This window comes from Pseudoalteromonas sp. BZA4 (genome assembly GCF_040104395.1).
GTDB lineage: Bacteria > Pseudomonadota > Gammaproteobacteria > Enterobacterales > Alteromonadaceae > Pseudoalteromonas.
The window spans coordinates 17,396-42,993 of record NZ_JBECOT010000019.1; the positions used below are offsets into that span (position 1 = coordinate 17,396).

Below are 25,598 nucleotides of genomic sequence, written 5' to 3' on the forward strand. Positions count from 1 at the left end.
AACTCCATTAATTATTCTTTGTAGCACTTAGTACGACAAACTTTTTATTAGACCCAAGTAACTTACAATTGCCGAACATGCGTTTTAATTTTTCATGATAGTCTAGATGGCGATTACCAATAATTCTTAATTCACCGCCTTGCTTTAATGTTTGTTTTGCTTGTTTGAACATTTGCCAAGCAATATGATCAGTAACCGCTTGTGCTTGGTGGAATGGTGGGTTACATAAAACAAGATCAACACTGTTAGGTTGAAAATCGGTTAAGCAATCGTTTTGGACAAACTCACACTGGTCTAATTGCTCTGGTAGATTGTGAGTGATATTTAATTTAGCTGATTCGACGGCCATAAACGACTCATCAACGAAGGTCACATGGGCTTTAGGGCAACGCTTTAAAGTCATTAAGCCAATAACACCATTACCACAGCCTAAATCAATGATGCTGCGAGCTTTGCTAGTTTGTGGCAAATAGTTAAAGAAAAAACGTGCGCCAATATCTAATGAATCTCGTGAAAAAACATTGGCATGGTTTTGTATTTCAAATTCACTGCCTTCAAGTGGCCAGTTAACAGGGAAGGGAGCAACTTTGTTAAAGCCACTGGTTTTACTGATAATTAAGCGGGACTTTTTAACCGCTAAGCTGGTTGATGTTTCACCGATATACTGACTAAAAGCCTTTATAGTTGAGTTATGAATGTCTTTCGTTTTTCCAGCTGCAATAACATCAATTTCGGCAGGTAAAGCTGCACTGATTGCGGCAAGTTGATGCTGAAGATAGCCTAAATTGCGTGGCACTTTTAATATCACTAAATCAACCTGACTAGGTAACGCGGCTAATGAGTCCAGTTGCGTTAAAGAATCTGTTGATAACTCATTGGCTTGTAAATTATAACGGGTAGCTTGATGACCAATATACGAGTCGTTAACTGAATAAACTGTTAACGTATTAAGGGCACAGGCTAAAGCGCCAAAACTGTCATTGAGTATCAGGATTGAATTTGCATCTGGATAGTGCTCTTGTACATAATTGACAAGGTACTCATCGCCTGAGTCCCACGCTTGAAGACTGCGATTCTTTTGATCTAACGGAAAGCGTTCTAGGGTATAGGTGTTATCACCGAGCTGTGCTTGGGTGGTCATCATGATTTTACGAATGTATTAATGTATAGGTAAATTCTAACATGCAACAGCCAAACGCCAACCCTAATCATTTGCCAGATGGGTTTTCTTACCAAGCTAATGCATTGAGTGCACAAAAAAGCCTCGAATTATTTTACTATCTTCAGCAGCAGCTCAATTGGCAACAACCAACTATAAAAGTGTACGGAAAAAGCCATGTGATCCCACGTTTGCAATGCTTTATTGCTGATCAGAACGTAAGTTATGGTTACTCGGGTTCACAGTTAATCGTTGAGCCATGGCCAGAGGTGCTTGATGCCATGCGTGTACGCTTATCAAGAGCTTTGCAGATACCATTCAATGCGCTTTTAGTTAATTTGTATCGAGATGGTCATGATTGTATGGGCTGGCATAGTGATGATGAGAAAGAACTTGGGGAGCAACCGACAATCGCTTCTGTATCACTAGGGGCCGAACGGATATTTAAAATAAAGCACAAACATAATAATGAACAACATAGCATTGTGCTGCAAAGTGGCAGCTGTTTAATCATGAATGGTTTTAGCCAGCGCGATTACCAGCATAGTTTGCCAAAGCAGCAAAGACTTAAACACCCTCGAATTAACCTTACCTTTCGTTCAATCATATAAAATCATTGGCAAAATGACTCATGCCCTTGATATAGTAGCTGCCAATTATTTTCTTATTAAAGGTCTATGACACATGTCAATGCAACAACAAATAGAGCAAAAGCTTGCTGCGGGTATCGAATGTAAACACCTGAATGTTGTCAATGAAAGCCATATGCATAGCCGTGGAACTGAATCGCATTTTAAAGTGGTGGTTGTGAGCGAAGAATTTGCAGGTAAACGTTTGCTTGCCCGTCACCGTCAAATTAATGAGCTATTAAAAGATGAATTAGCAAACCACATTCATGCATTAGCGATTCACACATTTACTCCAGAGGAGTTCAGTGAACAACAAGGACAGGCACCTGAATCACCAAAATGCTTAGGTGGCTCAAAGTTCGACTAAATTAGCAGGACAGTCACTCAAAGTTAGCAAGACAGTCACCTAAAGTTAGCAGGACAGTCATCTAAAGTTAGCAGGACAGTCATCTAAAGTTAGCAGGACAGTCACTCAAAGTTAGAAAGACAGTCACTCTAAACTGCTTGTCACTTGGGGTTTTAAGCTCGAAAGATTTAAGTGGGTCTGAAAAGTTTTACTGATCAGACCTGTATTTTAACTATTAGCCTTTAAACTAGCGCTAATTTTTATTGTGATAGATATAGGATGATCAATGGTCATTAAGCCGAAAATTCGTGGATTTATCTGCACTAACGCGCATCCAGTAGGGTGTGCTGAGCACGTACAAGAACAAATTAATTATGTGAAAGCGCAAGGACCACTGAGCAATGCACCTAAGAATGTATTAGTGATTGGTGCGTCTACAGGTTACGGCCTAGCATCACGTATCACGGCTGCATTTGGTGGCGGTGCTAAAACGTTAGGTATTTTCTTTGAAAAAGAAGGTAGCGAACGCAAAACGGGTTCTGCAGGTTGGTACAACACAGCAGCATTCCAAACAGCCGCTGAAGAAGCAGGTTTATGGTCTAAAAATATCAATGGCGATGCGTTTTCTAACGAAATCAAGCAAAAAGCAATTGATACTATCAAAGCTGATTTAGGTAAAATTGATTTAGTTATCTACAGCCTAGCGTCACCTCGTCGTACTGATCCAAATACAGGCGAAACTTACTCATCAACACTTAAGCCTATTGGCTCAGATATCACAACGAAGAACCTAAACACTTCAAAGCGTGTGATTGATGAAGTAACAGTTGAAGCAGCAAGCCAAGAAGACATCGACAATACAATTAAAGTAATGGGCGGTGAAGATTGGGAAATGTGGATTGACGCATTAAAAGAAGCGGATGTGCTAGCTGATAACTTCAAAACGACTGCTTACACTTATATCGGTAAAGAGTTAACGTGGCCAATTTACGGTCATGCGACAATTGGTAAAGCGAAAGAAGATCTTGACCGTGCAACTCAAGCAATCAAAGAGTCTACAAAAGGCTTAAATGGTGAAGCGTATGTTTCTTCATTAAATGCGGTTGTGACACAAGCAAGCTCGGCAATTCCAATTATGCCTTTATATATCTCTGCTTTATTCAAAGTAATGAAAGCAGACGGGACTTACGAAGGTACCATTGAGCAAATTTACTCACTATTTACTGAAAACCTTTACGGTGAAACCCCACGTTTTGACGAAGGTGGTCATTTATTCCAAAACTACAAAGAGTTAGAAGATGATGTTCAAGCTCGTGTACAACATGTTTGGGATACAGTAGATACAGATACGATTGACGAATTAACGGATTACGTGGGTTACCACAATGAATTTTTACGTTTATTCGGTTTTGGTATCGACAGTGTAGATTACGAGCAAGATGTGAATCCTGATGTTGCGATTTCACAGCTGATCGATTAATCACTGAACAAACTTGATTTTGTAAAGTCGCTTTTTTAAGCGACTTTTTTGTTTATGGGTGAAAATAAAACATCATCAATAGCACTTTGGTCTATATTGAATTTTATTCAAAAGGTTTTTGTAGTCTAAATAACCGTATCTGTCGTATAAATTTCATATTTGCTCTCGCATAGTCACCCTGATTGATGTTAAAATTCGGGCAATATATGTGAGGAGTTTACTGCGTTGCTTGTTTGGGGTGTTAAACAGGCTATTCTTTGATACTTAGAGTTTAACTTGAGCATATCAAATGGCGACGTGGTTGGTACGATTTTTCAGTTTCTTTCCGTTAATGTAATGCAAGTGCGTATGATCAACATAAAAAAAGGTCTGGATTTACCGATAGAGGGCGCACCTCAGCAAGTTATTCACGATGGTTCTGCCGTCAAACGTGTAGCTGTGCTAGGTGAAGAATATATTGGTATGCGTCCAACCATGCATGTTCGCGTGGATGACCAAGTCAAAAAAGGCCAGGTACTTTTTGAAGACAAAAAGAACCCAGGCGTCTTATTTACTGCACCAGCTTCTGGGGTAGTTAAAGAAATCAATCGTGGTGCTAAACGTGTGCTGCAATCTGTTGTTATTGAAGTTAATGGCAGTGAGCAAATCACCTTTGACTCTTTCAAGGCCGACGAGCTTTCGGGCTTAGACCGTGAAAAAGTTAAAGAAGTACTAGTTCAGTCAGGTCAATGGACAGCACTACGTGCTCGCCCATTCAGCAGAGTAGCTGCTTTGGATGCAAATCCTAGCTCTATCTTTGTAACGGCTATCGACACTAACCCGCTAGCTGCAGATCCTGCAGTAATCATTGCTGAAAACACTCAAGCATTTGAAGCTGGTTTAGCTGTGGTATCTCGTTTAACTGACGGCAAAGTATTTGTTTGTAAACAAGCTGGTAGCCAAGTGCCTAGTTCATCAATCCCTCAAGTAGAAGTACATGAGTTTGGTGGCAAGCATCCGGCAGGTCTTGTTGGTACACACATTCATAACTTAGACCCAGTTTCTGCAAGCAAGCAGGTTTGGCACTTAGGTTACCAAGACGTAATCGCGTTTGGTAATTTATTCCTAACAGGTGAAATCTTCACAGACCGTGTTGTTTCTCTTGCTGGTCCACGTGTTAAAAACCCACGCTTAGTGAAAACTCAGCTAGGTGCATCTTTAGATGATTTAGTTGCTGGTGAATTAGAAGACGGTGATAACCGTGTAATTTCTGGTTCTGTATTATCAGGCGCTATCTCTCAAGGTCCACACGCGTTCTTAGGTCGTTACCATGTTCAAGTATCTGTATTACTTGAAGGTCGCGAAAAAGAGCTATTCGGTTGGATCGCACCAGGTGCTAACAAGTTCTCAGTAACACGTACCTTCTTATCTCACCTTGCTCCTAGCCGTCTATTTAACATGACGACTTCAACAGGTGGTTCGAAGCGTGCAATGGTTCCAATTGGTAGCTATGAGCGTGTTATGCCTTTAGACATCCTACCTACACTATTATTACGTGATTTAATCGCACGTGATCTTGATGGTGCTATTTCGTTAGGTGCGCTAGAGCTTGATGAAGAAGATTTAGCATTATGTACCTTCGTTTGTCCAGGTAAATACGAGTACGGTTCAATCCTACGCGATTGCTTGACTACGATCGAGAAGGAAGGCTAGAGAGATGGGTTTAAAGAAATTTCTAGAAGATATTGAGCCGCATTTTGAACCGGGTGGTAAACACGAAAAATGGTATGCGCTTTACGAAGCTGCAGCGACTATTTTCTACACGCCAGGTTATGTAAATAAAGGCAAAACACACGTTCGCGATAACATCGACCTAAAACGTATGATGATTTTAGTGTGGATGGCGACGTTCCCTGCAATGTTCTTTGGTATGTTCAACATCGGTCATCAGGCCGCTGGTGCTTTAGCGCAAGGTTTTGAACTAGCAAACACATGGCAAGTTGGTCTGTTCCAATTATTCGGTGGTGAATTAACTGCTGACTCTGGTTGGGGCGCGAAAATGTTTTACGGTGCCTGCTTCTTCCTACCAATATACGCAGTAACATTTGCTGTGGGTGGTTTCTGGGAAGTACTATTTGCTTCAGTGCGTAAGCACGAAGTAAATGAAGGTTTCTTCGTAACATCTGTATTATTCGCACTAATCCTACCTGCGACGATTCCTTTATGGCAAGTTGCACTAGGTATTACGTTTGGTGTTGTAATCGCTAAAGAAATCTTTGGTGGTACAGGTCGTAACTTCCTTAACCCTGCTCTTGCCGGTCGTGCGTTCTTATTCTTTGCATACCCAGCGCAAATTTCAGGTGACACAGTATGGACAGCAGTAGATTCATTCTCTGGTGCAACTATGCTTGGCCAAGCTGTTGTTGGTTCACTTGATTACAGCAACATGGAGTTATGGTGGAATGCGTTCTACGGTTTCATTCAAGGTTCTATGGGTGAGACGTCAACACTAGCACTATTAATTGGTGGTTTATTCCTAATTTACGTGCGTATCGCTTCATGGCGTATCGTACTAGGTGTATTCCTAGGTATGGTTGCAACGGCATTCTTACTAAATACAATTGGTTCAGAAACCAATGCTGTATTTGCTATGCCTTGGCACTGGCACTTAGTTCTTGGTGGTTTTGCATTTGGTATGTTCTTCATGGCAACAGACCCAGTATCTGCATCATTCACAGACAAAGGTAAGTTCGCTTACGGTGCGTTAATCGGCTTTATGGTTGTAATGATCCGTGTTGTAAACCCGGCATTCCCAGAAGGTATGATGCTAGCAATCTTATTTGCTAACTTATTTGCACCATTATTCGATCACTTTGTAGTGCAAGCTAATATCAAGCGGAGGTTGGCACGTAATGTCTAGTAATAACGAATCAATCGGCAAAACGCTAACCGTTGTTGTTGCACTATGTTTAGTGTGTGCAATCATCGTATCGTTTGCTTCAGTTCAGCTTCGTCCTTTACAGCAAGCTAACAAAACACAAGATATTCAACGTAATATCTTAGCGGCTGCAGGCATTGAAGTATCAGGTACTGTGTCAGAGACCTTTAACTCAAAAATTGAAGCACGTGTTGTAGACATGAACACAGGTGAGTTTGTTGAAGGTGCTGATCCTAACTCATTTGACTTCGAGAAAACAAAATTCGACCAAGCTCGTAGCTTTGCGTTGAAAGCAGAAGGAATTAAAGACATCGCTGGTATTCAGCGTATGACAAAAAATTCACCTGTATATATTTCGAAAAAAGAAGATGGTTCTACAGACGCAATCATTCTACCAATCCAAGGTTATGGCCTTTGGGGTGTAATGTACGGCTTCTTAGCGCTTGAAAGCGATGGTGAAACAGTTAAAAACATCAACTTCTTCAAGCACAACGAAACGCCAGGTCTAGGTGGTGAAATCCAAAATCCACAATGGACTGCTAAATGGCAAGGTAAAGAGTTACCAATCAATATCATGAAGAGCGGTGCGAAGAACGAACATCAAATCGATGGTCTTTCTGGTGCAACATTAACTTCAAACGGTGTTGATCACACAGTAGACTTCTGGACTGGCGAGCATGGCTTTGGTCCATTCCTTGCGAAAGTACGTGAAGGAGCGTTGAAATAATGGCTGATACTAAAGAAATGAAGTCGGTCCTATTTGGCCCGGTATTCGCAAATAACCCGATCGCATTACAAGTACTAGGTATTTGTTCTGCGCTAGCGGTAACATCAAGCTTAAAAAATGCACTAATCATGTCAATCGCATTGACACTAGTAACTGCGTTTTCTAGCTTGTTTATTTCGTCAATTCGTAACCACATCCCATCATCTGTACGTATCATCGTACAAATGACGATCATCGCATCACTTGTAATCGTTGTTGACCAAGTACTGCAAGCATTCTCTTATGCAACTGCTAAAGAGCTTTCAGTATTCGTTGGTCTAATCATTACAAACTGTATCGTAATGGGTCGTGCTGAAGCATACGCAATGAAGTCACCACCGTTAATGTCTTTCTTAGACGGTATCGGTAACGGTTTAGGCTACTCAGTAGTACTACTAACTGTTGGTTTCATCCGTGAGTTATTCGGTAAAGGTTCACTATTCGGTGTTGATATTATTCCATTAGTTCAAAATGGTGGCTGGTATCAACCAATGGGTCTATTGATTTTACCACCGAGTGCATTCTTCATTATTGGTTTATTCATCTGGGTACTTCGTACCTTCAAGAAAGACCAAGTAGAAGCAAAAGCGTAAGGGGCGAGCAGTGGAACATTATATTAGTTTATTTGTAAAAGCGGTTTTCATTGAAAACTTAGCTTTAGCCTTCTTCCTAGGTATGTGTACTTTCCTTGCGGTATCAAAGAAAGTAACAACGTCAATCGGCCTAGGTGTGGCAGTTATCGTGGTACTAGGTATCTCAGTACCTGTAAATAACTTGGTTTATCACGCTGTTCTTGCACCTGGTGCATTAGAGTGGCTTGGCTACCCAGAAGCAGACCTTAGCTTCTTACGTTTCTTGACTTTCATCGGTGTTATTGCAGCACTTGTACAAATTCTTGAAATGGCATTAGATAAGTTCTTCCCTGCACTTTACAACGCGTTAGGTATCTTCTTACCACTGATCACAGTTAACTGTGCGATCTTCGGTGCGGTATCTTTCATGGTTGAGCGTAACTATAACTTCGGCGAGTCTGTTGTTTATGGTATCGGTTCAGGTGTGGGCTGGGCACTAGCAATTACTTTACTTGCTGGTATCCGTGAAAAAATGAAGTACTCAGACGTTCCTGATGGCTTACGTGGTTTAGGTATCACTTTCATCACTGTTGGTCTTATGGGTCTTGGCTTTATGTCATTCTCTGGTATTTCACTTTAATAGGTAGCGAGGATAAATCATGAATGAGATTTTCTTAGGCGTTGGTGTTTTCATCGCTATCGTTGTTATTTTAGTTTTAGTTATCATTGGTGCTAAATCTAAATTAGTAGCAAGCGGCGATATCATCATCGGAATTAATGGCGACCCAGAAAAAGCTATTAAAACATCTGCAGGTAGCAAGCTATTAGGCGCGCTAGCTGATTCAGGTATCTTCGTTTCATCTGCATGTGGTGGCGGTGGCTCTTGTGGTCAGTGTCGTGTACACATCAAAGAAGGTGGCGGCGATATCTTACCAACAGAACTTGATCACATCTCTAAAGGTGAAGCTCGTGAAGGGTGCCGTTTAGCGTGTCAGGTAAATGTTAAAAACGACATGGAAATTGAACTTGAAGAGTCAATTTTCGGTGTTAAGAAGTGGGACTGTACTGTTATCTCTAACGATAACAAGGCAACGTTCATCAAGGAACTTAAGTTACAAATTCCTGATGGCGAGTCAGTACCTTTCCGTGCCGGTGGTTATATTCAAATTGAAGCACCAGCTCACCACGTTAAATACGCTGATTTCGATATTCCAGAAGAGTATCGTGGCGACTGGAACCACTTCGGTTTCTTCGATCTGGAGTCTAAAGTAGACGACGAAACAATTCGTGCATACTCAATGGCTAACTATCCAGAAGAAGAAGGCATCATCATGCTTAACGTGCGTATCGCTACGCCGCCGCCAAGAGACCTAAGCCTTCCATGTGGTAAAATGTCTTCGTACATTTGGTCATTAAAAGAAGGTGATAAAGTAACTATCTCTGGCCCATTCGGTGAGTTCTTCGCGAAAGACACTGATGCAGAAATGGTATTCGTAGGTGGTGGTGCAGGTATGGCACCAATGCGTTCACATATCTTTGACCAACTTAAGCGTTTAAAATCTAAGCGTAAGATGAGCTTCTGGTATGGTGCGCGTTCTAAGCGTGAAATGTTCTACGTAGAAGATTTCGACGGCTTAGCAGCTGAAAACGATAACTTTGTATGGCACACAGCACTGTCTGATCCACAACCAGAAGATAACTGGGAAGGTTACACAGGCTTCATCCATAACGTACTTTATGAAAACTACTTGAAAGATCATGAAGCGCCAGAAGATTGTGAGTTCTACATGTGTGGTCCTCCAATGATGAACGCGGCTGTTATCAACATGCTTAAAGATCTTGGTGTAGAAGACGAAAACATCTTATTAGATGACTTCGGTGGCTAACACCATACACAAAACAATAAGTTTTGGTTAGAATACAGGCCTCGTAGCACTTAGTGTTACGAGGCTTTTTTATTTCTATACCGAATCCTGTGGTATCTACAAGGTGAATGCTATGAATAGAGTGTTTTATCGCCAAGGCTTGATGGCCTTTTTTCTATTAACTATGACTTTACTCATGGCTGGCTGCAGCCAAGCTGATAAGGCTGAAGAGCTTTATTTTGAAGGTAAGACAATGGGCACCACTTATCATATTAAGGTGTTTGCAGAGTCTTCAAAGGTTGCAGGTGTTGATTTACATCCTGAAATTAAGCAAGTGCTTAAAGATGTAAATCAATCTATGTCAACTTACATTCCCGATTCAGAAATTAACCAGTTCAACCAGTTACAAGCAGGGCAGGTAATGCCAATAAGCGCTGATTTTAGAAACGTGGTAGCTGAATCAATTCGCCTTGGCGAATCAACAAAAACGTTAGATGTGACCATGGGGCCACTTATTGACTTGTGGGGCTTTGGTCCAGATAAAAAGCCGACTAAACGCCCAAGCGATGAAGCTTTGGCTGCAATGGTTGCCAAAATTGGTGTTGATAAGCTTGAACTTACAGATGCTGGCCTGATGAAAACAATTGATGGTTTAGAGCTGTCGTTTTCTGCTACAGCAAAAGGCTATGGTATTGATAAAGTCGCAGAAGTGATTGAAAGCCATGGTTTCACTAATTATATGGTTGAGATTGGCGGTGAGCTTCGTGTGTCGGGTATTAAGCCAAACAACATCACTTGGAAAATAGCTATTGAGCAGCCTGATGCTGAGCCTGGCGTGCGTAAAGTACATAAAGTAATTGAGCCGGGTACTAATGGTATTGCGACATCAGGTGATTACCGAATTTTTTACGAAATGGATGGTGTTACCTATAGCCACTTAATTGATCCTGTAACAGGTATGCCGAGCCGTCATGATTTGGTATCAGTTACTGTTTTACACCCATCAGCGATGACTGCAGATGGCTTAGCGACGGCAATCACTGTGATGGGCATGGAAAAGGCGCAGAAATACGCCGAAGAGCACGATTTGCCAGTGTATTTAATTGGTAAGTCAGACAATGGCTTAGTGACATATTCTAGCCCCGCTTTTAAACCTTATTTGTAGCAGGGTAAGAAGCAGTGCATACCCAATCCACCCCAAGATGCAGAATTCAGCGTTTCATAGGTGCTTAATATCAAGGCGTTACTTTGCAACAATGGCAGTCCCTTTTAAGAAGTAACAACGATGAGAGTAAGTGCCTGTGAAGCGCCCGAAGGGTAGGTTTAAAAGCGATTTATACTGCGTTATTGATTTTAACAATAGAACCACTATTGTTAAAATCAATGCCTTGCCTAAATCGCTTTTAATTCCAACTGAAACTCGCACCTTGAGGTGGTTTGGGTATATAATACATGCAGCCTAATTAATTAGGCTCGATTTAATTGCTGACGATAGGGGCAAAGCAATGTCACTTTTTCTTCTTACATTTGGTCTACTTATTTTAATTGTGGCAGCGATGGCTGTCGGCATGATTGTGCAAAAGAAATCTATGGCCAGTAGTTGTGGTGGCCTAGGCGCTGTTGGTATCGACAAAGCCTGCGACTGCGACGACCCATGTGACAAGCGTAAAAAGCGCATGGCAAAAGAACAAGCTTGGAAAGAGAATCAAATTCTTTAACCACAGAAAAAGCGCCCAAAGGCGCTTTTTTAATACCTAAATTTTACAAGGACAGTCATCTTTAATTTTAAATTTGTTTTTCAGTGAATTTTACAAGGACAGTCACTTTTATCTGTTAACTTAATCTTGCGGCAAAACGGATTTTGTCTACACTTTAGTTACAGCTAATGCATTTCAAATTATCAGTTCAAGGAGTGGACGATGGCTTTAGCAAGGAAGCGGCAAATCTGTTTGTCGAACACTAAGTATTATCACTGCGTATCCCGTTGTGTTAGACGCGCTTACCTTTGTGGAGAAGACGCACTCACTGGTAAATCATATGAACACCGCAGAGGATGGGTTGAAGAGCGCCTACTTTTTCTTGCAAAGGTATTTTGTATTGATGTGTGTGCTTACGCAGTGATGAGCAATCATACTCATGTTGTGCTTTATGTTGATGATAAGAAAGCAAATAGGTTAACCGACAAGGCTATCCTTTTACGCTGGTTTAAGCTCAGTAAAATGACGCCTTTAGGTCAAAAGTTCCTTCATGGTGAACCGCTAAGTGATGGTCAGCAAGCCTTCTTAAATAAGGAAGTTGCAGAGTATAGGGCACGCCTTTCGAGCATTAGTTGGTTCATGCGAACGCTTAATGAATATATTGCCAGACGTGCAAATAAAGAAGACGAGTGTACGGGTCACTTTTGGGAAGGACGCTTTAAGAGCCAAGCATTGCTTGATGAATCAGCGCTTTTAGCATGTATGGCCTATGTTGACTTAAACCCTGTTCGTGCTAAAGCTGCGAGCACGCCGGAGCAATCGGACTATACCAGTTTTAAAAAGCGATGCCAGAGCACGAAGGAGTCAAAGCAACCTAAGGTACTAGCTCGTTTCATTGGTGGCATGAGTAAGTATAAATCAAAGGGTATACCTTTTGAGTTAAAGTCATACTTGTTACTGGTAGAGCAAACTGGTCGTAGTATCAGCGCGGATAAGCCTGGGTATATAGAGCATAATTTACCTCCTATTCTTGAAAGGCTGAATTTCGAACCGGAAAAATGGTTAACAGTAACAACCCAATTTGAAAACTTATTTCATGGGGCTGTAGGTCGAATGGGGGCTATTGAACGTTATTGCAGTAAAACTGCTCGTAAGCGACGAAGTAACCTAGCAAGCTGTAAGTTATTACTTGCTAGTTAATCTTAATTTTCTCTCGACTTTTATTTTTTGCAAACACTTGCAGCTAACTTATGCTTTTAATTCTCATAAAGCCAAATCTTTTATCTTAGTTTTTATTGTTAAATTAAGCTAATAGGATAGTTTGCCTACACAAAGATTATTTTAGGTAACAAATTTAAGGTATTTGGAGATTTAACAGGCACTTTTAACAGTGCCTGTCTTTTTAAATCGTGTTTAATCTAAATTAATTAGCTCAGCTCCTAAAACTGCGTACTTATTTTTGCCATTTGCTTGTAAGAAAAAGGCGGCAGGTGCATGAAGTGAAGGTATTGATGTAAATACACTTTTGCATGCGTAAACTGGCCAATTTGTGGCGTTTTCTAGCATATTAATATCGCCAGAAAAGCAACTATACCCTTGTATTAAAAGCTCTTTATATTTATTTTCGGTAAGCGTTAACGACTCATTTAAAACAAAGCTGTTACCTACCTTAAAGTTCAGGCTGCTTGCATCTAAACTCGTGTAACCTTGGCGGATACTGCTTATATCCCCCAACTCTTTAATAATGGGTGACTGTCCTTTGTTGTTTATTACAATATCTATCTGGTAATCGCCAAGTTCACTCTTTACTGTTACATCGTCTATTAGTAAGTCTACCCAATTGTCTTTAGTATTAAATGGAATAGCGTGGTACTGGGCAATTTTAGCGCTTTTCCATTCCTGTGAAGTTATTGAATCAATAGCCTTTTTATATAAAACACGGTTAACCTTACGTGCTATTTGGCGATTTGGGTCGTTTGGGTAAGCGCCTGATTCAATTAATATAGTTCGGATACCTTTTCCGAAAAAGTATCTCCAAAACTACGGTAAGAGTAACTGTCGTTGTACTTGCCTAAGTGCCCCGGGATCATTGATTCAACCGTTTTGGCTAAGTGGGCAATAAACTGCATAGCCTCACCACGACTTTTATTTACTTCTCTTGCTTCATTATAGGCGGGTGCTAGCACTGAAATGGTGGCTTGTTTTCCCATTTTACCTGCACCGTAATAGGTATTCTGATCATGTAAGTTAAAGCCAAAGTCAGGTTTGAATGCATCTGCCGCAGCCATGAGTATTTGCCCTTCTTTTGTGCGAAGAGCTTTTGCATCACGATTTAAATCAATACCTTGTGCATTATGGCGGGTTTGAACAGCAGCGCCATCCGGGTTCACCATAGGGATAATGAGAAGGGTTATTTTCTGTTGCCATTTTTCTAGCCATTGTGCGTTTTCATCGGCAGTTATAAAGCTTAAAAAATCCATTAGTGCGGCAGTAGCTGTGTTTTCGTCGCCATGCATTTGGCTCCACATCATCACTTTGATTGGGCCTGTGCCGATTTTAAGAGAGTTAAGTGCCTGTCCTTGGAAAGAGGTGCCTAATTGTTTTAGTGTAACGCTTCGGTGTTTTGCTGCGTTTTTTAGGTGGGGCTCTATATCGGCGTAGTAAATCGCAGGTTTATCTAAGCCTGCTACAGCGGTGTCTTCAATCGTACTTGCAAATGTCGTGTTACTTAATACTAAAAGGGCTGTGGCAAGTGCATATTGACGCATAATTATCTCTTTTATTCTTTATTTTGGTATTCTTTAGAATATTATATTTTTAATGGTTTGGCTAATCCTTGTTCAGTATTAAATCTTCGATTGCTACTGACTAAGTATGCTTTAAATCGCTATTTTTATGCTATTTTCTTTTTCTTCATTGCTTTTCGCTATATAAAATACAGTATTACTTTTAATTACTTAGCTTTAATGATTTTGTTTTTTTACAGTTTGTTATCAAATGGCTAAATAAGACTTAACCGTGTGCTGTTAAATTCTACTTGTACCGTCTGTTGACTTTGTTATACTCTACATCGAAATTTCAGTAATTACTGAAACTTTATTGATGAAGATCATGATACCGCATTAAAAAATAGGGTAAGTCATTTACCTAAAATGCAGTAAAAGCGATAAAAAGGCGTGAGTTTTGCGAGCAATTAATCAGTCACAAGGTGTCAAACAGTCTAGCTTAGCTAGATTGCAATTGGCTGCGCGTGCGTTTTTTGCTGGTAAAGAGCTAATGTCAGTTTTAGCCTTGTTGCTGATTAATTCAGCCATGCTAATCAACGGTACATTAGAAGATGCTCAAGGGCTAAGAAGCTTATTAAGCGAAGGTGCTTTATACGAAACACCGTTGCTTAATGTGTTGAGTTTTTTAGCTTACCCTGTGGTGTCTTGCCAATTACTTATTGGTTTATGCTGGTTGGTCTTCCATTTCTTCCCTGCGCGTCGTGCAGGTGTCATTTTACGTAAAGCGGCCTTCGCTGCGCGTGAAACGATAAAGTCTTTAGTAGTACACAGCGCTCATGGCTGTCGTGCTCCTCCTCGTGTAAGTGGTTGTCTGTAAATAAGCTTTGTTGCTTAAGTTCAGCCATTTTAGTCATTTTCTAAGTTGTCTTTACTAAGCACCTAGTGGGATTTTTACGCCCAAATTTCAGTCAGCCAACCTAATAAAATCCCTCACTTTTTAGCGTGCCTTTTTGTCGTGCTCGTTATTCAGCCGAGGGATATCTGTAGCATCTGTTGCAGAAAAGCGTCGTGTTCTTATTTCGACAAGTGTTAACTTTTAGGTTGTAGGATATTCCTTTGTCAATTCGAAACCTTTGTAATATTGCTCTAGCGTCTTTAGTGCTGGCTTTGTCTGGCTGTAAAGGCGGGGTACTCGATCCAAAAGGTCAAATTGGTGTCGACGAGAAGTATTTAATTATCGTAGCTACGGTGTTAATGCTGATTGTTGTGATTCCAGTTATTGCCATGACAATTTATTTTGCATGGAAATACCGTGATGGACGAGATCAAGAAATTTACGCTCCAAAGTGGGCGCACTCTAATAAGATTGAAGCTGTAGTTTGGACCATTCCTATCATCATCGTTGCGATTTTAGGTGTGATCACGTGGCAGTCAACGCAACAACTTGACCCATATAAACCACTTGAGGGTAAAGGTAAGCACCTTACTGTTGAGGTTGTTTCTTTGAACTGGAAATGGCTATTCATTTATCCAGAGCAAGGCATCGCCACAGTGAATGAGCTTGTTTTTCCTGCCAATGTGCCAGTGCAGTACAAGATCACCTCAGAAAGCACCATGAACTCGTTTTTCATTCCACAGCTTGGTAGCCAAATTTACTCAATGGCCGGTATGGAAACAAAGCTTCACTTAATCGCTGATGAGCCGGGTACTTTTAAAGGCTTTTCTGCTAACTACAGTGGTGCAGGTTTCACTGGTATGAAGTTCGATGCCATTGCAACAGCCACAGAAGCTGATTTCGATGCTTGGGTAAACAAAGTAAAAAATACTGGTTCTGCATTGACTAAGCAAAGCTATGTTGAACTTGCAAAACCAAGTGAATACGACCCAGTTAAATACTATGCCAGCGTAGATAAAGATATGTTCCATTCAATCGTAATGAAATATATGCAAGCGCATGGCTCTCACGGTGCAATGCAACACGCTATGCCAGAGCACTCAGCTCATAAGAAACACAGCGAGGACGAGGAATAATCATGTCGTTGTTAGGTAAATTAACATTAGACGCAATCCCGTTTCATGAACCAATTATCATGGTTACCATGACGGTTGTTGCTGTCTTAGGTCTGTTAGTGGCAGGCTTAGTAACAAAATATAAAAAGTGGGGCGTGATTTGGCACGACTGGATCACCTCAATTGACCATAAGCGTTTAGGTGTCATGTACATCATTCTTGCGCTTATCATGCTTTTCCGTGGTTTCGCGGATGCCATTATGATGCGACTGCAATTAGCAATGGCTACCGGCGGTGCAAGTGGTTACTTACCACCAGAGCACTATGACCAAATCTTTACGGCACACGGGGTGATCATGATCATCTTTATGGCGATGCCGTTTATGATTGGTTTAATGAACATCATCTTACCGCTACAAATTGGTGCCCGTGATGTTGCATTCCCATTCTTAAATAACCTTAGCTTTTGGTTAACTGCTGGCGGCGCAATCCTAATCAATATCTCATTATTCTTTGGTGAGTTTGCGAAAACGGGTTGGGTGGCATATCCACCGTTGTCAGAGTTGTCATTCAGTCCAGGTGTCGGGGTCGACTATTATATATGGGCCTTGCAGATATCCGGCTTGGGTACCTTATTAACATCGGTAAACTTCTTAGCGACTGTATTTAAAATGCGTGCACCAGGCATGACATTAATGAAAATGCCTATTTTTACTTGGGCATGTACGTGGGCAAATATCTTAATTGCAGCATCGTTCCCAATTTTAACTGCTGTACTGGCTATGTTAACGCTTGATCGTTATCTCGATTTCCACTTCTTCACGAATGAATTAGGTGGTAACGCGATGATGTACATCAACTTATTCTGGGCGTGGGGTCACCCTGAAGTTTACATTCTGATCTTACCTGCGTTTGGTATTTTCTCAGAAGTTATCTCAACGTTTGCTGGTAAACGCCTGTTTGGTTATAAGTCGATGGTTTACGCAAGTGGTGCAATTTCAATTTTAGGTTTCATCGTTTGGCTTCACCACTTCTTTACTATGGGCTCAAGCGCTAACGTTAATGCCTTCTTTGGTGTTATGACCATGGTTATCGCGGTACCGACCGGGGTTAAGTTGTTTAACTGGTTATTCACTATGTATCGTGGTCGTTTACGTATTACTGTGCCTGTCCTTTGGACTTTAGGTTTTATGGTGACGTTCACTATCGGTGGTATGACCGGCGTGTTACTTGCTATTCCTGGTGCTGACTACGTATTACATAACAGCTTATTCTTAATCGCTCACTTCCATAACACCATCATTGGCGGTGCGGTATTTGGTTATTTAGCTGGTTTTGCGTTTTGGTTCCCTAAAGCAATGGGCTTCAAACTTGACGAGAGCTGGGGCAGACGATCTTTCTGGTGCTGGTTAATTGGTTTCTTCGTGGCATTTATGCCGTTATACGTACTTGGTTTCTTAGGTATGACACGTCGCTTAAACCACACAAACAACCCTGATTGGAACATTTGGTTATACATTGCAGCTGGCGGTGCGGTGATCATTATGTTCGGTATCTTGTTCCAAGTTGTGCAACTTGTAGTGAGCTTCAAAAACCGCGAGCAACTTGATGATACAACGGGCGATCCGTGGAATGGTCATACTCTTGAGTGGGCGTCTGCTTCACCTCCGCAGTACTACAACTTTGCGAAAATCCCACATGTTGATGACATCGATGCGTGGACAGACATGAAAGAAAAAGGCTTAGCTTACAAGCAAGAAGCCTCTTATAGCCCAATTCATATGCCAAAAAATACATCGGCAGGTGTATTAATGAGCGCAGCTTTAACAACCTTCTGTTTTGCCATGATCTGGCACATTTGGTGGCTTGCAGCCTTTGGTTTACTGGGGGCTATCGTGGTGTTCATCAAGCGTTGTTATACCAGCGATGTTGATTACTACGTGCAACCAGATGAAATTGTTGAACTAGAAACGGCTCACAATACAGCCGCTACGAAGGAGGTGAATGCATGACTACCATTTCTGCAGGACTCGACACCTTAAACGGCGCACACGGTCATGTCGATGCACATGACCATGAGCACCACGATACAGGTGGTAACACCGTATTTGGTTTCTGGCTATACCTTATGACCGACTGCCTGTTGTTTGCATCATTCTTTGCAACCTACGCAGTATTGTTCATGAACACTGCTGGCGGTGTGTCGGGTAAAGACATTTTTGAACTTGATTTTGTTGCGGTTGAAACTGCAGCTCTACTACTCAGTAGTATCACTTTTGGTTTTGCGATGATTTCTGCTCACGGGCAGAAAAAGGCGGCTACATTAACTTGGTTGCTAGTTACCTTTGCCTTTGGTGCAGTGTTTATTGGTATGGAAGTGTACGAATTCCATCACCTAATTGCGCATGGTAATGGCCCTCAGCAAAGTGCCTTTTTAACATCGTTCTTCTCTTTAGTGGGCTTACACGGTCTTCACGTAACAGCCGGTCTTATTTGGATGACTGTCCTGATGATTGAAGTTGTGCGCCGTGGTTTAAACCCACAAACAGTGACACGCCTAAGTTGTTTAAGCTTATTCTGGCACTTCTTAGATGTGGTGTGGATCTGTGTATTTACCGTTGTTTATTTAATGGGAGCAATGTAATGAGTCACAGTGAATCACATGTAATTAATAACTTAGAAGTTCATGCACATAATGAACAATCGCATGGCAGCGTTAAAGACTATTTAATTGGTTTTCTACTGTCTGTGGTTTTAACGGCTATTCCATTTTGGGCTGTAATGAGTGGTTCGTTTTCTAAAACGACCACTGCATGGTGCATCGTGAGCATGGCAATTGTGCAAATTTGGGTGCATTTGAAATATTTCTTACACCTAAACTTCAAAACTGAAGACGGCAAGGCAAGTTCATTGTCGTTTATCTTTAGTGCTTTAATCATTGTAATGGTGGTTGGTTTATCGGTGTGGATCATCTACGAATCGAACGCCATGATGATGTACTAATAACAATTACTTGGTATTTGGTAAAAGATTTACGAAAGGAGCTGGTTAGTCTGAGGTTGTGTCTCCAGTTCTCACAGTCTGTTACTAACTAGTTTCTTTCGTAATATTGCGTTTGTGCTGAAAATTAGAGGAGTCGAGGAAGTGTTTCGACGTTATTTAAATGTCACTAAACCTGGCATTATCATGGGCAATTTGATCTCTGTCGCGGGGGGATTCTTGCTAGCCTCTCGCGGTGATATTGACCCATGGTTAATGATCGCAACCTTACTAGGGTTATCTTTAGTAGTGGCATCAGGATGCGCGATCAATAACGTAATTGATCGTGATATTGATGTTGCTATGGCGCGCACTCGCAAACGCGTCACAGTGACTGGCGAAATGTCAGCAAAGGCGGCTATGGCACATGGCATCGTGCTTGGTGTTATTGGTTTCGGGTTATTAGCTGTGTATACCAACGTAGTGGCACTCTTATTTGCTACTTTTGGTTACGTCATCTACGTCGGTGTGTACAGCTTATATATGAAACGTCGTTCTGTGTACGGCACCTTTGTAGGAAGCTTATCTGGCGCAGTACCACCTGTAGTGGGTTATTGTGCCGTAACTGGGCAGTTTGATGCTGGTGCTGTGATTTTATTGGTTATGTTTAGTCTATGGCAAATGCCTCATTCATATGCAATTGCAATCTTTCGTTATAACGACTACCAAGCGGCCAGAATTCCTGTGTTACCAGTAGCGCAGGGGATCGAGAAGGCAAAGCATCACATTGTTTTATATATCGCCGTGTATGCGTTGGTTGTGATGTTATTAACCATTAGTGGTTATACAGGTTTAGCCTTTATGGCTGTAGCCTGTACAACGAGTTTTTGGTGGTTGCTAATGGCGCTTCGTGGCTATCGTCGCAATATTGACGTCAGCGGCTGGGCGCGCCAAGTGTTTGCTTTTTCAATTGTAAACATCACGGTTTTGAGCATAGCGATGGCTTTAGATTACCATTCGGTAGCTCCACAGCTACTTGTTTTAACTTAGAAAAAAGTTGCTAACATATCCCAATGTTACAGTAGCAAAGGCCCGGTTTTTTCTCCACCGGGCCTTTTTTCTTTTTCGTTTTTAAAATCGAGCAGCTTGCTCTACCACAATGCCATGACGAGCCGCTAAACGGCGATGGTCTTTATCATAACCACCACCAATTACTGTTGCGACAGGTACATTGTGCTCAAGGCAACGTTTGAGAACTAAATGGTCCCGTTGTGCTATCCCTTGCCAGCTTATATCAAGTTTTCCTAAGCCATCTTGCTGCCATACATCAACACCTGCATCATAAAGCACTAAATCTGGGTTTAGGGTGTTTAATAAATAACTCAGCGTATCGTCAACAACGCCTAGGTATTCACTATCAGCGACATTCTGTGCTAAACCTATGTCTAAATCGCTGGCTGATTTTCGAAACGGAAAATTCTTTTCACAGTGAATAGAGCAGGTATAAGCATAGGGCTGATGAGCCAGCATTGCTGCGGTACCATCACCTTGATGAACATCTAAATCAAAAATAAGTATATTGGTTACTTCACCACTTTTTATCAGGGTTTCGCTGGTGAAAGCGAGGTCGTTTACCATGCAATAGCCTGAGCCAAAATCAGTATGGGCATGATGAGTGCCCCCCGCTAAGTGACAAGCAATGCCATGTTTAAGGGCTAAACGTGCTGTTTGTAAGGTGCCCAGAGGCGCGGTAAAGGTACGTGCCATCAGCTCTTTTGACCAAGGTAAGCCAATACGGCGCATCGCTTTTTCATCTAAGCGGTTGTGCCAAAGGTCGTGGATATAGTTTTCGCAGTGCACTAATTCAAGGGGCTCAGGGCTGCCAAGCATCGGTTGAGTTAGGTTGTCATTTATTAATCCAAGGTTTTGTACATGCTCATATAAATAAGCAAACTTACTCATCACAAAGCGATGGTTAGGATCGAAACTAAACGAGTAATTTGGGTGATACACCAAGGGTAAGTGGGGATTTAACTGCATAGCTCATTGAATAGCTGAATTTGCTACAGCATAACGAATCTACCGACAAATGTTTACTCTGGTGTGTGAATTAAATGAGCTAACTCGCGATGTAATAGTGCCTCATCACCCAGATTGAGCTCAATCAATCGTTTTAAGTGAGTAATACTATCAATATCGATATGTTCGCAGCGAAGGCCTGCATGCTGATGCTCAACATGGCACAGCTCCACTTGCATTTTAATCTCGATAGTTGACTCTGGCAGGGTAAAGATTAAGTCAGCTTTACTATGAATAGGTACTAAAAATGAATCACTTTTAGTAATGAGCGCACCTTGCAAAGATAAATCAAGTAACTGACAGTGATAGTCGTTATCTTCGATACGAAGGATCGCAGGGCAAGAAAATAATACCCGCGAAAACTCTCTGCGTTCATTCATAGCTGTATCCCCCACTTTAGTTACCTAATGAGTATAGATCATAATGGAGCGAGTGATAGTAAAGCTTAATGCAACAAAAAAGCCCCTAGGTAGGGGCTTTTTGAGTATCAGCTAATTAGCCAATTTTTTTGTATTTAATACGCTTGGGTTGTGCTGCTTCGGCGCCTAAGGTTTTCTTCAACCACTCTTCGTATTCTGTGTAGTTACCATCGAAGAAGTTAATTTGGCCTTCATCACGGTAATCAAGAATATGTGTAGCAATACGGTCAAGGAACCAACGGTCATGCGAGATACACATTACACAGCCAGGGAACTCTAAAATAGCGTTCTCAAGTGCACGTAGTGTTTCAACGTCTAGGTCATTGGTTGGCTCATCCAGTAGTAATACGTTACCACCAGCTTTTAGTAACTTAGCTAGGTGTAAACGGTTGCGCTCACCACCTGATAGGTCTTTAACGAATTTTTGTTGGTCATTACCTTTGAAGTTAAAGCGGCCAACATAGGCACGGCTTGGGAATTCAAAGTTACCAATTTTTAATACGTCTTGGCCGTTAGAGATTTCTTGGAAAACAGTGTTGCTTTCGTCCATGTCGCCACGGAACTGATCAACCGTTGCAAGCTCAACAGTGTCACCAACAATGATCTCACCGCTATCTGGCTTTTCTTCACCACTTAGCATTTTAAATAGCGTTGATTTACCCGCACCATTGGCACCGATAATACCTACGATAGCGCCTTTCGGCATTGCAAAGTTTAAGTCATCGATTAATACACGGTCGCCAAAGCTCTTCTTCAGGCCTTTCACTTCGATAACTTGGTCACCTAAACGTGGACCCGGTGGAATGAATAGTTCATTCGTTTCGTTACGCTTTTGGTAATCGTTTTGTTGAAGCTCAGAGAACTGTGCCATACGTGCTTTAGACTTAGCTTGACGGCCTTTCGGGTTTGAACGAACCCATTCAAGTTCTTGCGCGATTGATTTTTGACGTGCTTTTTCAGATTTCTGTTCTTGTTGTAAACGTAAATCTTTTTGCTCAAGCCACGATGAATAGTTACCTTCCCAAGGAATACCTTCACCACGGTCAAGCTCTAAAATCCAACCTGCTACGTTATCTAAGAAGTAACGGTCGTGGGTTACAGCAACCACGGTACCTTCGTAGTCGTGTAAGAAGCGCTCTAACCAAGCAACTGACTCAGCGTCTAAGTGGTTGGTTGGTTCGTCAAGAATAAGCATATCTGGTTTTTCAAGTAGTAAACGACAGATCGCAACACGGCGACGCTCACCACCCGAAAGGTGTTCAATTTTTGCATCCCAAGGTGGAAGGCGTAATGCATCAGCTGCACGCTCTAACACGTTGTCGATATTGTGACCATCGTGTGCTTGGATGATAGCTTCAAGTTCGCCTTGCTCTTTCGCAAGTGCATCAAAGTCAGCACCGTCCATTGCATACTCGTTGTATACTTCATCAAGGCGGTTTAGTGCATTTTTAACTTCGCTTACTGCTTCTTCTACTGTTTCGCGAACTGTTTTGCTTTCGTCTAGTACAGGTTCTTGCGGTAAGTAACCGATTTTAGTGCCTGGTTGAGGGCGAGCTTCACCTTCAAAGTCTTGGTCAACACCAGCCATAATGCGAAGTAACGTTGATTTACCTGCACCGTTTAGACCTAGCACACCAATTTTTGCGCCTGGGAAAAAGTGTAAAGAAATATCTTTTAAGATAGTGCGCTTAGGTGGCACAACCTTAGAAACTCGACTCATCGAGAATATAAACTTATCTGGTAACACCATGAAAGGAGCCTTCAATTTATAAGAAAAATTAACAGCGTATATTGTAGAGGCTCTGTCGCGTATACGTCAACGAAACAGGCTTTTATGGGCTTTGCTTTCAAACAAATAAAATTCATTTGGACATCTAAACATCTAGAGGTTGAAATTTCTAACTATCCGTTCATAATTAGCAGTCAGATAAGTATGCTCGGAGCCAGCTATGCCCATTACAGTAAAAGATGAATTGCCTGCCATTGCAAAGTTACGTCAAGAAAACGTGTTTGTAATGCCAAAAAGTCGTGCTAAAACGCAAGAAATCCGCCCAATGCGTTTGGCCATCTTAAACTTAATGCCAAACAAAGTTGAAACCGAAGTGCAGTTTATTCGCTTGTTAGCAAACTCACCGCTGCAAGTTAATGTTGAGCTGTTGCGCTTAGATACCCATCGCACCAGTAGTAACTCTGAGCAGCACATGGATACGTTTTATCGTTATTTTTCAGAAGTGAAAGATAATAACTACGATGCCATGATCATAACGGGCGCGCCGCTTGCTCATTTAGAATATGACGAAGTTGCTTACTGGGACGAACTAAAAGTTATTTTAGATTGGGCAGAGCAGCATGTGACGTCTACGCTGTTTTCGTGTTGGGCGGCCCATGCTGGGCTTTATCATCACTATGGCCTTAAACGTGATCTGAAACCAAACAAACTCAGTGGCGTATTTACCCATAAAAGCTATTTTGACCACGCAGCGCTAACGCGTGGCTTTGATGATACCTTTTTAGTGCCACATTCTCGTTATGGTCATATTGATATCGATAAGATCACTGCCTGCGAAGAGCTGGTAGTGTTAGCCGGATCAGAGCGAGTAGGTGCCTACTTAATTAAAAATAAATCAGGTAGCCAAGTGTATATTACTGGCCATCCAGAGTACGATGCTCATACCTTAAAAGGGGAGTATTTACGCGACCAAGAAAAATCAGCGGATGCACCTAAGCCAGAAAATTACTTCCCTGACGATAACCCAGACAACGAACCGTCGAAAACGTGGCAAAGCCATGCCTTTTTATTGTTTTCGAATTGGTTAAACTATTATGTGTACCAAACTACACCGTATGATATTAACTTAGTTAGCCAAGATGTAAGGACTAACAACTATGCCGAGTAATGCAGTGAATAAACGCGAACAATTAACCGAGGCGCTAAAACAGCGAATTTTAATCCTCGATGGCGCGATGGGCACCATGATCCAAGAATATAAGTTAGAAGAACAGGATTATCGCGGTGAGCGCTTTAAAGACTGGCATGTACTTATTAAAGGCAATAACGATTTATTAAGCCTAACTCAGCCAAAAATCATTGCTGATATTCACCGTGCTTACTTAGAAGCCGGTGCTGATATCATCGAAACGAATACCTTTAATGCCACGACTATTTCGATGGAAGATTACGATATGGCGAGCCTTAGCCGCGAAATCAACCTCGAGTCAGCGAAGCTTGCACGCAGCGTGTGTGATGAACTTGAAGCAAAAGATCCTAGCAAACCGCGTTATGTAGCCGGTGTGCTTGGGCCAACGTCAAAAACCTGTTCTATTTCACCAGATGTAAATGACCCAGGTTATCGTAATATCAACTTTGATAAGCTGGTGGCTGCGTATGTTGAGTCAACACTGGCATTAATGGAAGGTGGTGCTGACCTTATTTTAATAGAAACCATCTTTGATACCCTTAATGCAAAAGCGGCTTCGTTTGCTGTGGAAGAAGCATTCGAACTAGCTGGTCGTAGTTTACCTGTGATGATCTCAGGCACCATTACCGATGCCTCTGGCCGAACTTTATCAGGGCAAACCACAGAAGCATTTTATAACTCAATTCGCCATATTAAACCGCTATCAATCGGCCTTAACTGCGCCCTTGGCCCTGACTTACTGCGCCAGTATGTTGAAGAGTTATCGCGCGTTTGTGAAACCTTTACCTCGGTGCATCCAAATGCAGGTTTACCGAACGAGTTTGGCGAATATGATTTAGAAGCTCCTGAAATGGCCCAAGAAATTATTGATTGGGGCAAGTCTGGCTTTATCAATATTGTAGGTGGTTGTTGTGGCACCACACCGGCTCATATTAAGGCGTTTGCGAAAGGCCTTGAAGGTGTTAAACCTCGCCAATTACCTGAGCTTGAAGTGCGTATGCGCTTATCGGGCCTTGAAGCGTGTAACTTAAACTAG

At 41.7% G+C, this 25,598-nt stretch carries 26 protein-coding genes; 20 read left to right on the forward strand and 6 right to left on the reverse strand.

Going from position 1 to position 25,598, the window contains the following annotated elements:
- Positions 1-7 precede the first annotated feature (7 nt).
- Positions 8-1,141: a methyltransferase gene (locus ABMY41_RS10020; RefSeq protein WP_349274615.1), complete on the reverse strand. Its 1,134-nt coding sequence runs from the start codon at positions 1,139-1,141 to the stop codon at positions 8-10.
- A 41-nt stretch (positions 1,142-1,182) separates the two neighbouring features.
- Between ABMY41_RS10020 and ABMY41_RS10025 the strand changes: the two genes are divergently transcribed.
- The 12 genes from ABMY41_RS10025 to ABMY41_RS10080 all read left to right on the forward strand — a co-directional run bounded on the left by ABMY41_RS10025 (position 1,183) and on the right by ABMY41_RS10080 (position 12,631).
- The gene (locus tag ABMY41_RS10025) at positions 1,183-1,770 is read left to right on the forward strand and encodes an alpha-ketoglutarate-dependent dioxygenase AlkB (protein WP_289098440.1); all 588 of its coding nucleotides are present in this window, start codon (positions 1,183-1,185) and stop codon (positions 1,768-1,770) included.
- Between the two features lie 73 nt (positions 1,771-1,843).
- On the forward strand, positions 1,844-2,155 hold the full coding sequence (locus ABMY41_RS10030; protein WP_217874802.1) for a BolA/IbaG family iron-sulfur metabolism protein: 312 nt from the start codon (positions 1,844-1,846) through the stop codon (positions 2,153-2,155).
- Between the two features lie 265 nt (positions 2,156-2,420).
- Positions 2,421-3,614: an enoyl-ACP reductase FabV gene (gene fabV / locus ABMY41_RS10035; RefSeq protein ID WP_349274597.1), complete on the forward strand. Its 1,194-nt coding sequence runs from the start codon at positions 2,421-2,423 to the stop codon at positions 3,612-3,614.
- Between the two features lie 348 nt (positions 3,615-3,962).
- Positions 3,963-5,306: a Na(+)-translocating NADH-quinone reductase subunit A gene (locus tag ABMY41_RS10040; protein ID WP_054562348.1), complete on the forward strand. Its 1,344-nt coding sequence runs from the start codon at positions 3,963-3,965 to the stop codon at positions 5,304-5,306.
- Between the two features lie 4 nt (positions 5,307-5,310).
- Positions 5,311-6,513, forward strand: a complete 1,203-nt coding sequence (locus ABMY41_RS10045) for an NADH:ubiquinone reductase (Na(+)-transporting) subunit B (RefSeq protein ID WP_054554279.1) — start codon at positions 5,311-5,313, stop codon at positions 6,511-6,513.
- Positions 6,506-7,258 carry a Na(+)-translocating NADH-quinone reductase subunit C gene (locus ABMY41_RS10050; protein WP_289098437.1) on the forward strand — a complete coding sequence of 251 codons (753 nt, stop codon included), beginning with the start codon at positions 6,506-6,508 and terminating at the stop codon, positions 7,256-7,258. The genes ABMY41_RS10045 and ABMY41_RS10050 overlap by 8 nt, the downstream gene beginning before the upstream one ends.
- A complete protein-coding gene (locus ABMY41_RS10055) occupies positions 7,258-7,890 on the forward strand; it encodes an NADH:ubiquinone reductase (Na(+)-transporting) subunit D (RefSeq protein ID WP_054554281.1) in 633 nt (210 codons plus the stop codon). Before ABMY41_RS10050 ends, ABMY41_RS10055 begins: the two co-directional genes overlap by 1 nt.
- Positions 7,891-7,900: 10 nt before the next feature.
- Positions 7,901-8,509 (forward strand): NADH:ubiquinone reductase (Na(+)-transporting) subunit E, encoded by a 609-nt coding sequence (nqrE, locus tag ABMY41_RS10060; RefSeq protein ID WP_016708692.1) that lies wholly within the window; start codon positions 7,901-7,903, stop codon positions 8,507-8,509.
- Positions 8,510-8,528: 19 nt separating this feature from the next.
- Complete coding sequence (gene nqrF, locus ABMY41_RS10065; RefSeq protein ID WP_054562303.1) at positions 8,529-9,755, forward strand: NADH:ubiquinone reductase (Na(+)-transporting) subunit F; 1,227 nt, start codon at positions 8,529-8,531, stop codon at positions 9,753-9,755.
- 112 nt (positions 9,756-9,867) lie between these two features.
- Positions 9,868-10,899, forward strand: coding sequence for an FAD:protein FMN transferase (locus ABMY41_RS10070; protein WP_349274598.1), 1,032 nt, complete (start codon positions 9,868-9,870; stop codon positions 10,897-10,899).
- A gap of 340 nt (positions 10,900-11,239) precedes the next feature.
- Positions 11,240-11,452: a (Na+)-NQR maturation NqrM gene (gene nqrM / locus ABMY41_RS10075; RefSeq protein WP_036966498.1), complete on the forward strand. Its 213-nt coding sequence runs from the start codon at positions 11,240-11,242 to the stop codon at positions 11,450-11,452.
- Positions 11,453-11,653: 201 nt separating this feature from the next.
- A complete protein-coding gene (locus tag ABMY41_RS10080) occupies positions 11,654-12,631 on the forward strand; it encodes a transposase (RefSeq protein ID WP_349274599.1) in 978 nt (325 codons plus the stop codon).
- 213 nt (positions 12,632-12,844) lie between these two features.
- Here ABMY41_RS10080 and ABMY41_RS10085 read toward each other — a convergent pair whose 3' ends face one another.
- Positions 12,845-13,165, reverse strand: coding sequence for a hypothetical protein (locus ABMY41_RS10085; protein WP_349274600.1), 321 nt, complete (start codon positions 13,163-13,165; stop codon positions 12,845-12,847).
- Positions 13,166-13,428: 263 nt separating this feature from the next.
- Entirely contained in the window at positions 13,429-14,199 is a 771-nt protein-coding gene (locus tag ABMY41_RS10090) for a M14 family zinc carboxypeptidase (protein WP_349274601.1), read from the reverse strand.
- 415 nt (positions 14,200-14,614) lie between these two features.
- On the opposite strand from ABMY41_RS10090, the gene ABMY41_RS10095 reads away from it, so the two are divergent.
- The 6 genes from ABMY41_RS10095 to cyoE all read left to right on the forward strand — a co-directional run bounded on the left by ABMY41_RS10095 (position 14,615) and on the right by cyoE (position 20,196).
- Complete coding sequence (locus tag ABMY41_RS10095) at positions 14,615-15,034, forward strand: hypothetical protein (protein ID WP_055197879.1); 420 nt, start codon at positions 14,615-14,617, stop codon at positions 15,032-15,034.
- Between the two features lie 239 nt (positions 15,035-15,273).
- Positions 15,274-16,188: a ubiquinol oxidase subunit II gene (gene cyoA / locus ABMY41_RS10100; protein ID WP_054562298.1), complete on the forward strand. Its 915-nt coding sequence runs from the start codon at positions 15,274-15,276 to the stop codon at positions 16,186-16,188.
- Positions 16,189-16,190: 2 nt separating this feature from the next.
- Positions 16,191-18,179: a cytochrome o ubiquinol oxidase subunit I gene (gene cyoB / locus ABMY41_RS10105; RefSeq protein WP_054554289.1), complete on the forward strand. Its 1,989-nt coding sequence runs from the start codon at positions 16,191-16,193 to the stop codon at positions 18,177-18,179.
- Entirely contained in the window at positions 18,176-18,811 is a 636-nt protein-coding gene (cyoC, locus tag ABMY41_RS10110) for a cytochrome o ubiquinol oxidase subunit III (protein ID WP_287241744.1), read from the forward strand. The genes cyoB and cyoC overlap by 4 nt, the downstream gene beginning before the upstream one ends.
- Positions 18,811-19,170, forward strand: a complete 360-nt coding sequence (gene cyoD / locus ABMY41_RS10115) for a cytochrome o ubiquinol oxidase subunit IV (RefSeq protein ID WP_054562295.1) — start codon at positions 18,811-18,813, stop codon at positions 19,168-19,170. The genes cyoC and cyoD overlap by 1 nt, the downstream gene beginning before the upstream one ends.
- A gap of 141 nt (positions 19,171-19,311) precedes the next feature.
- Positions 19,312-20,196, forward strand: coding sequence for a heme o synthase (cyoE, locus tag ABMY41_RS10120; RefSeq protein ID WP_054554292.1), 885 nt, complete (start codon positions 19,312-19,314; stop codon positions 20,194-20,196).
- Between the two features lie 81 nt (positions 20,197-20,277).
- Here cyoE and ABMY41_RS10125 read toward each other — a convergent pair whose 3' ends face one another.
- The 3 genes from ABMY41_RS10125 to ettA form a co-directional block, all read right to left on the reverse strand.
- Positions 20,278-21,186 carry a histone deacetylase gene (locus tag ABMY41_RS10125; protein ID WP_349274602.1) on the reverse strand — a complete coding sequence of 303 codons (909 nt, stop codon included), beginning with the start codon at positions 21,184-21,186 and terminating at the stop codon, positions 20,278-20,280.
- 53 nt (positions 21,187-21,239) lie between these two features.
- On the reverse strand, positions 21,240-21,605 hold the full coding sequence (locus tag ABMY41_RS10130; protein WP_058586492.1) for a PilZ domain-containing protein: 366 nt from the start codon (positions 21,603-21,605) through the stop codon (positions 21,240-21,242).
- Between the two features lie 115 nt (positions 21,606-21,720).
- Positions 21,721-23,394, reverse strand: coding sequence for an energy-dependent translational throttle protein EttA (ettA, locus tag ABMY41_RS10135; RefSeq protein ID WP_349274603.1), 1,674 nt, complete (start codon positions 23,392-23,394; stop codon positions 21,721-21,723).
- A gap of 199 nt (positions 23,395-23,593) precedes the next feature.
- Between ettA and metA the strand changes: the two genes are divergently transcribed.
- Entirely contained in the window at positions 23,594-24,541 is a 948-nt protein-coding gene (gene metA, locus ABMY41_RS10140) for a homoserine O-succinyltransferase (RefSeq protein WP_274168398.1), read from the forward strand.
- Complete coding sequence (locus ABMY41_RS10145) at positions 24,531-25,598, forward strand: homocysteine S-methyltransferase family protein (protein WP_220095033.1); 1,068 nt, start codon at positions 24,531-24,533, stop codon at positions 25,596-25,598. Before metA ends, ABMY41_RS10145 begins: the two co-directional genes overlap by 11 nt.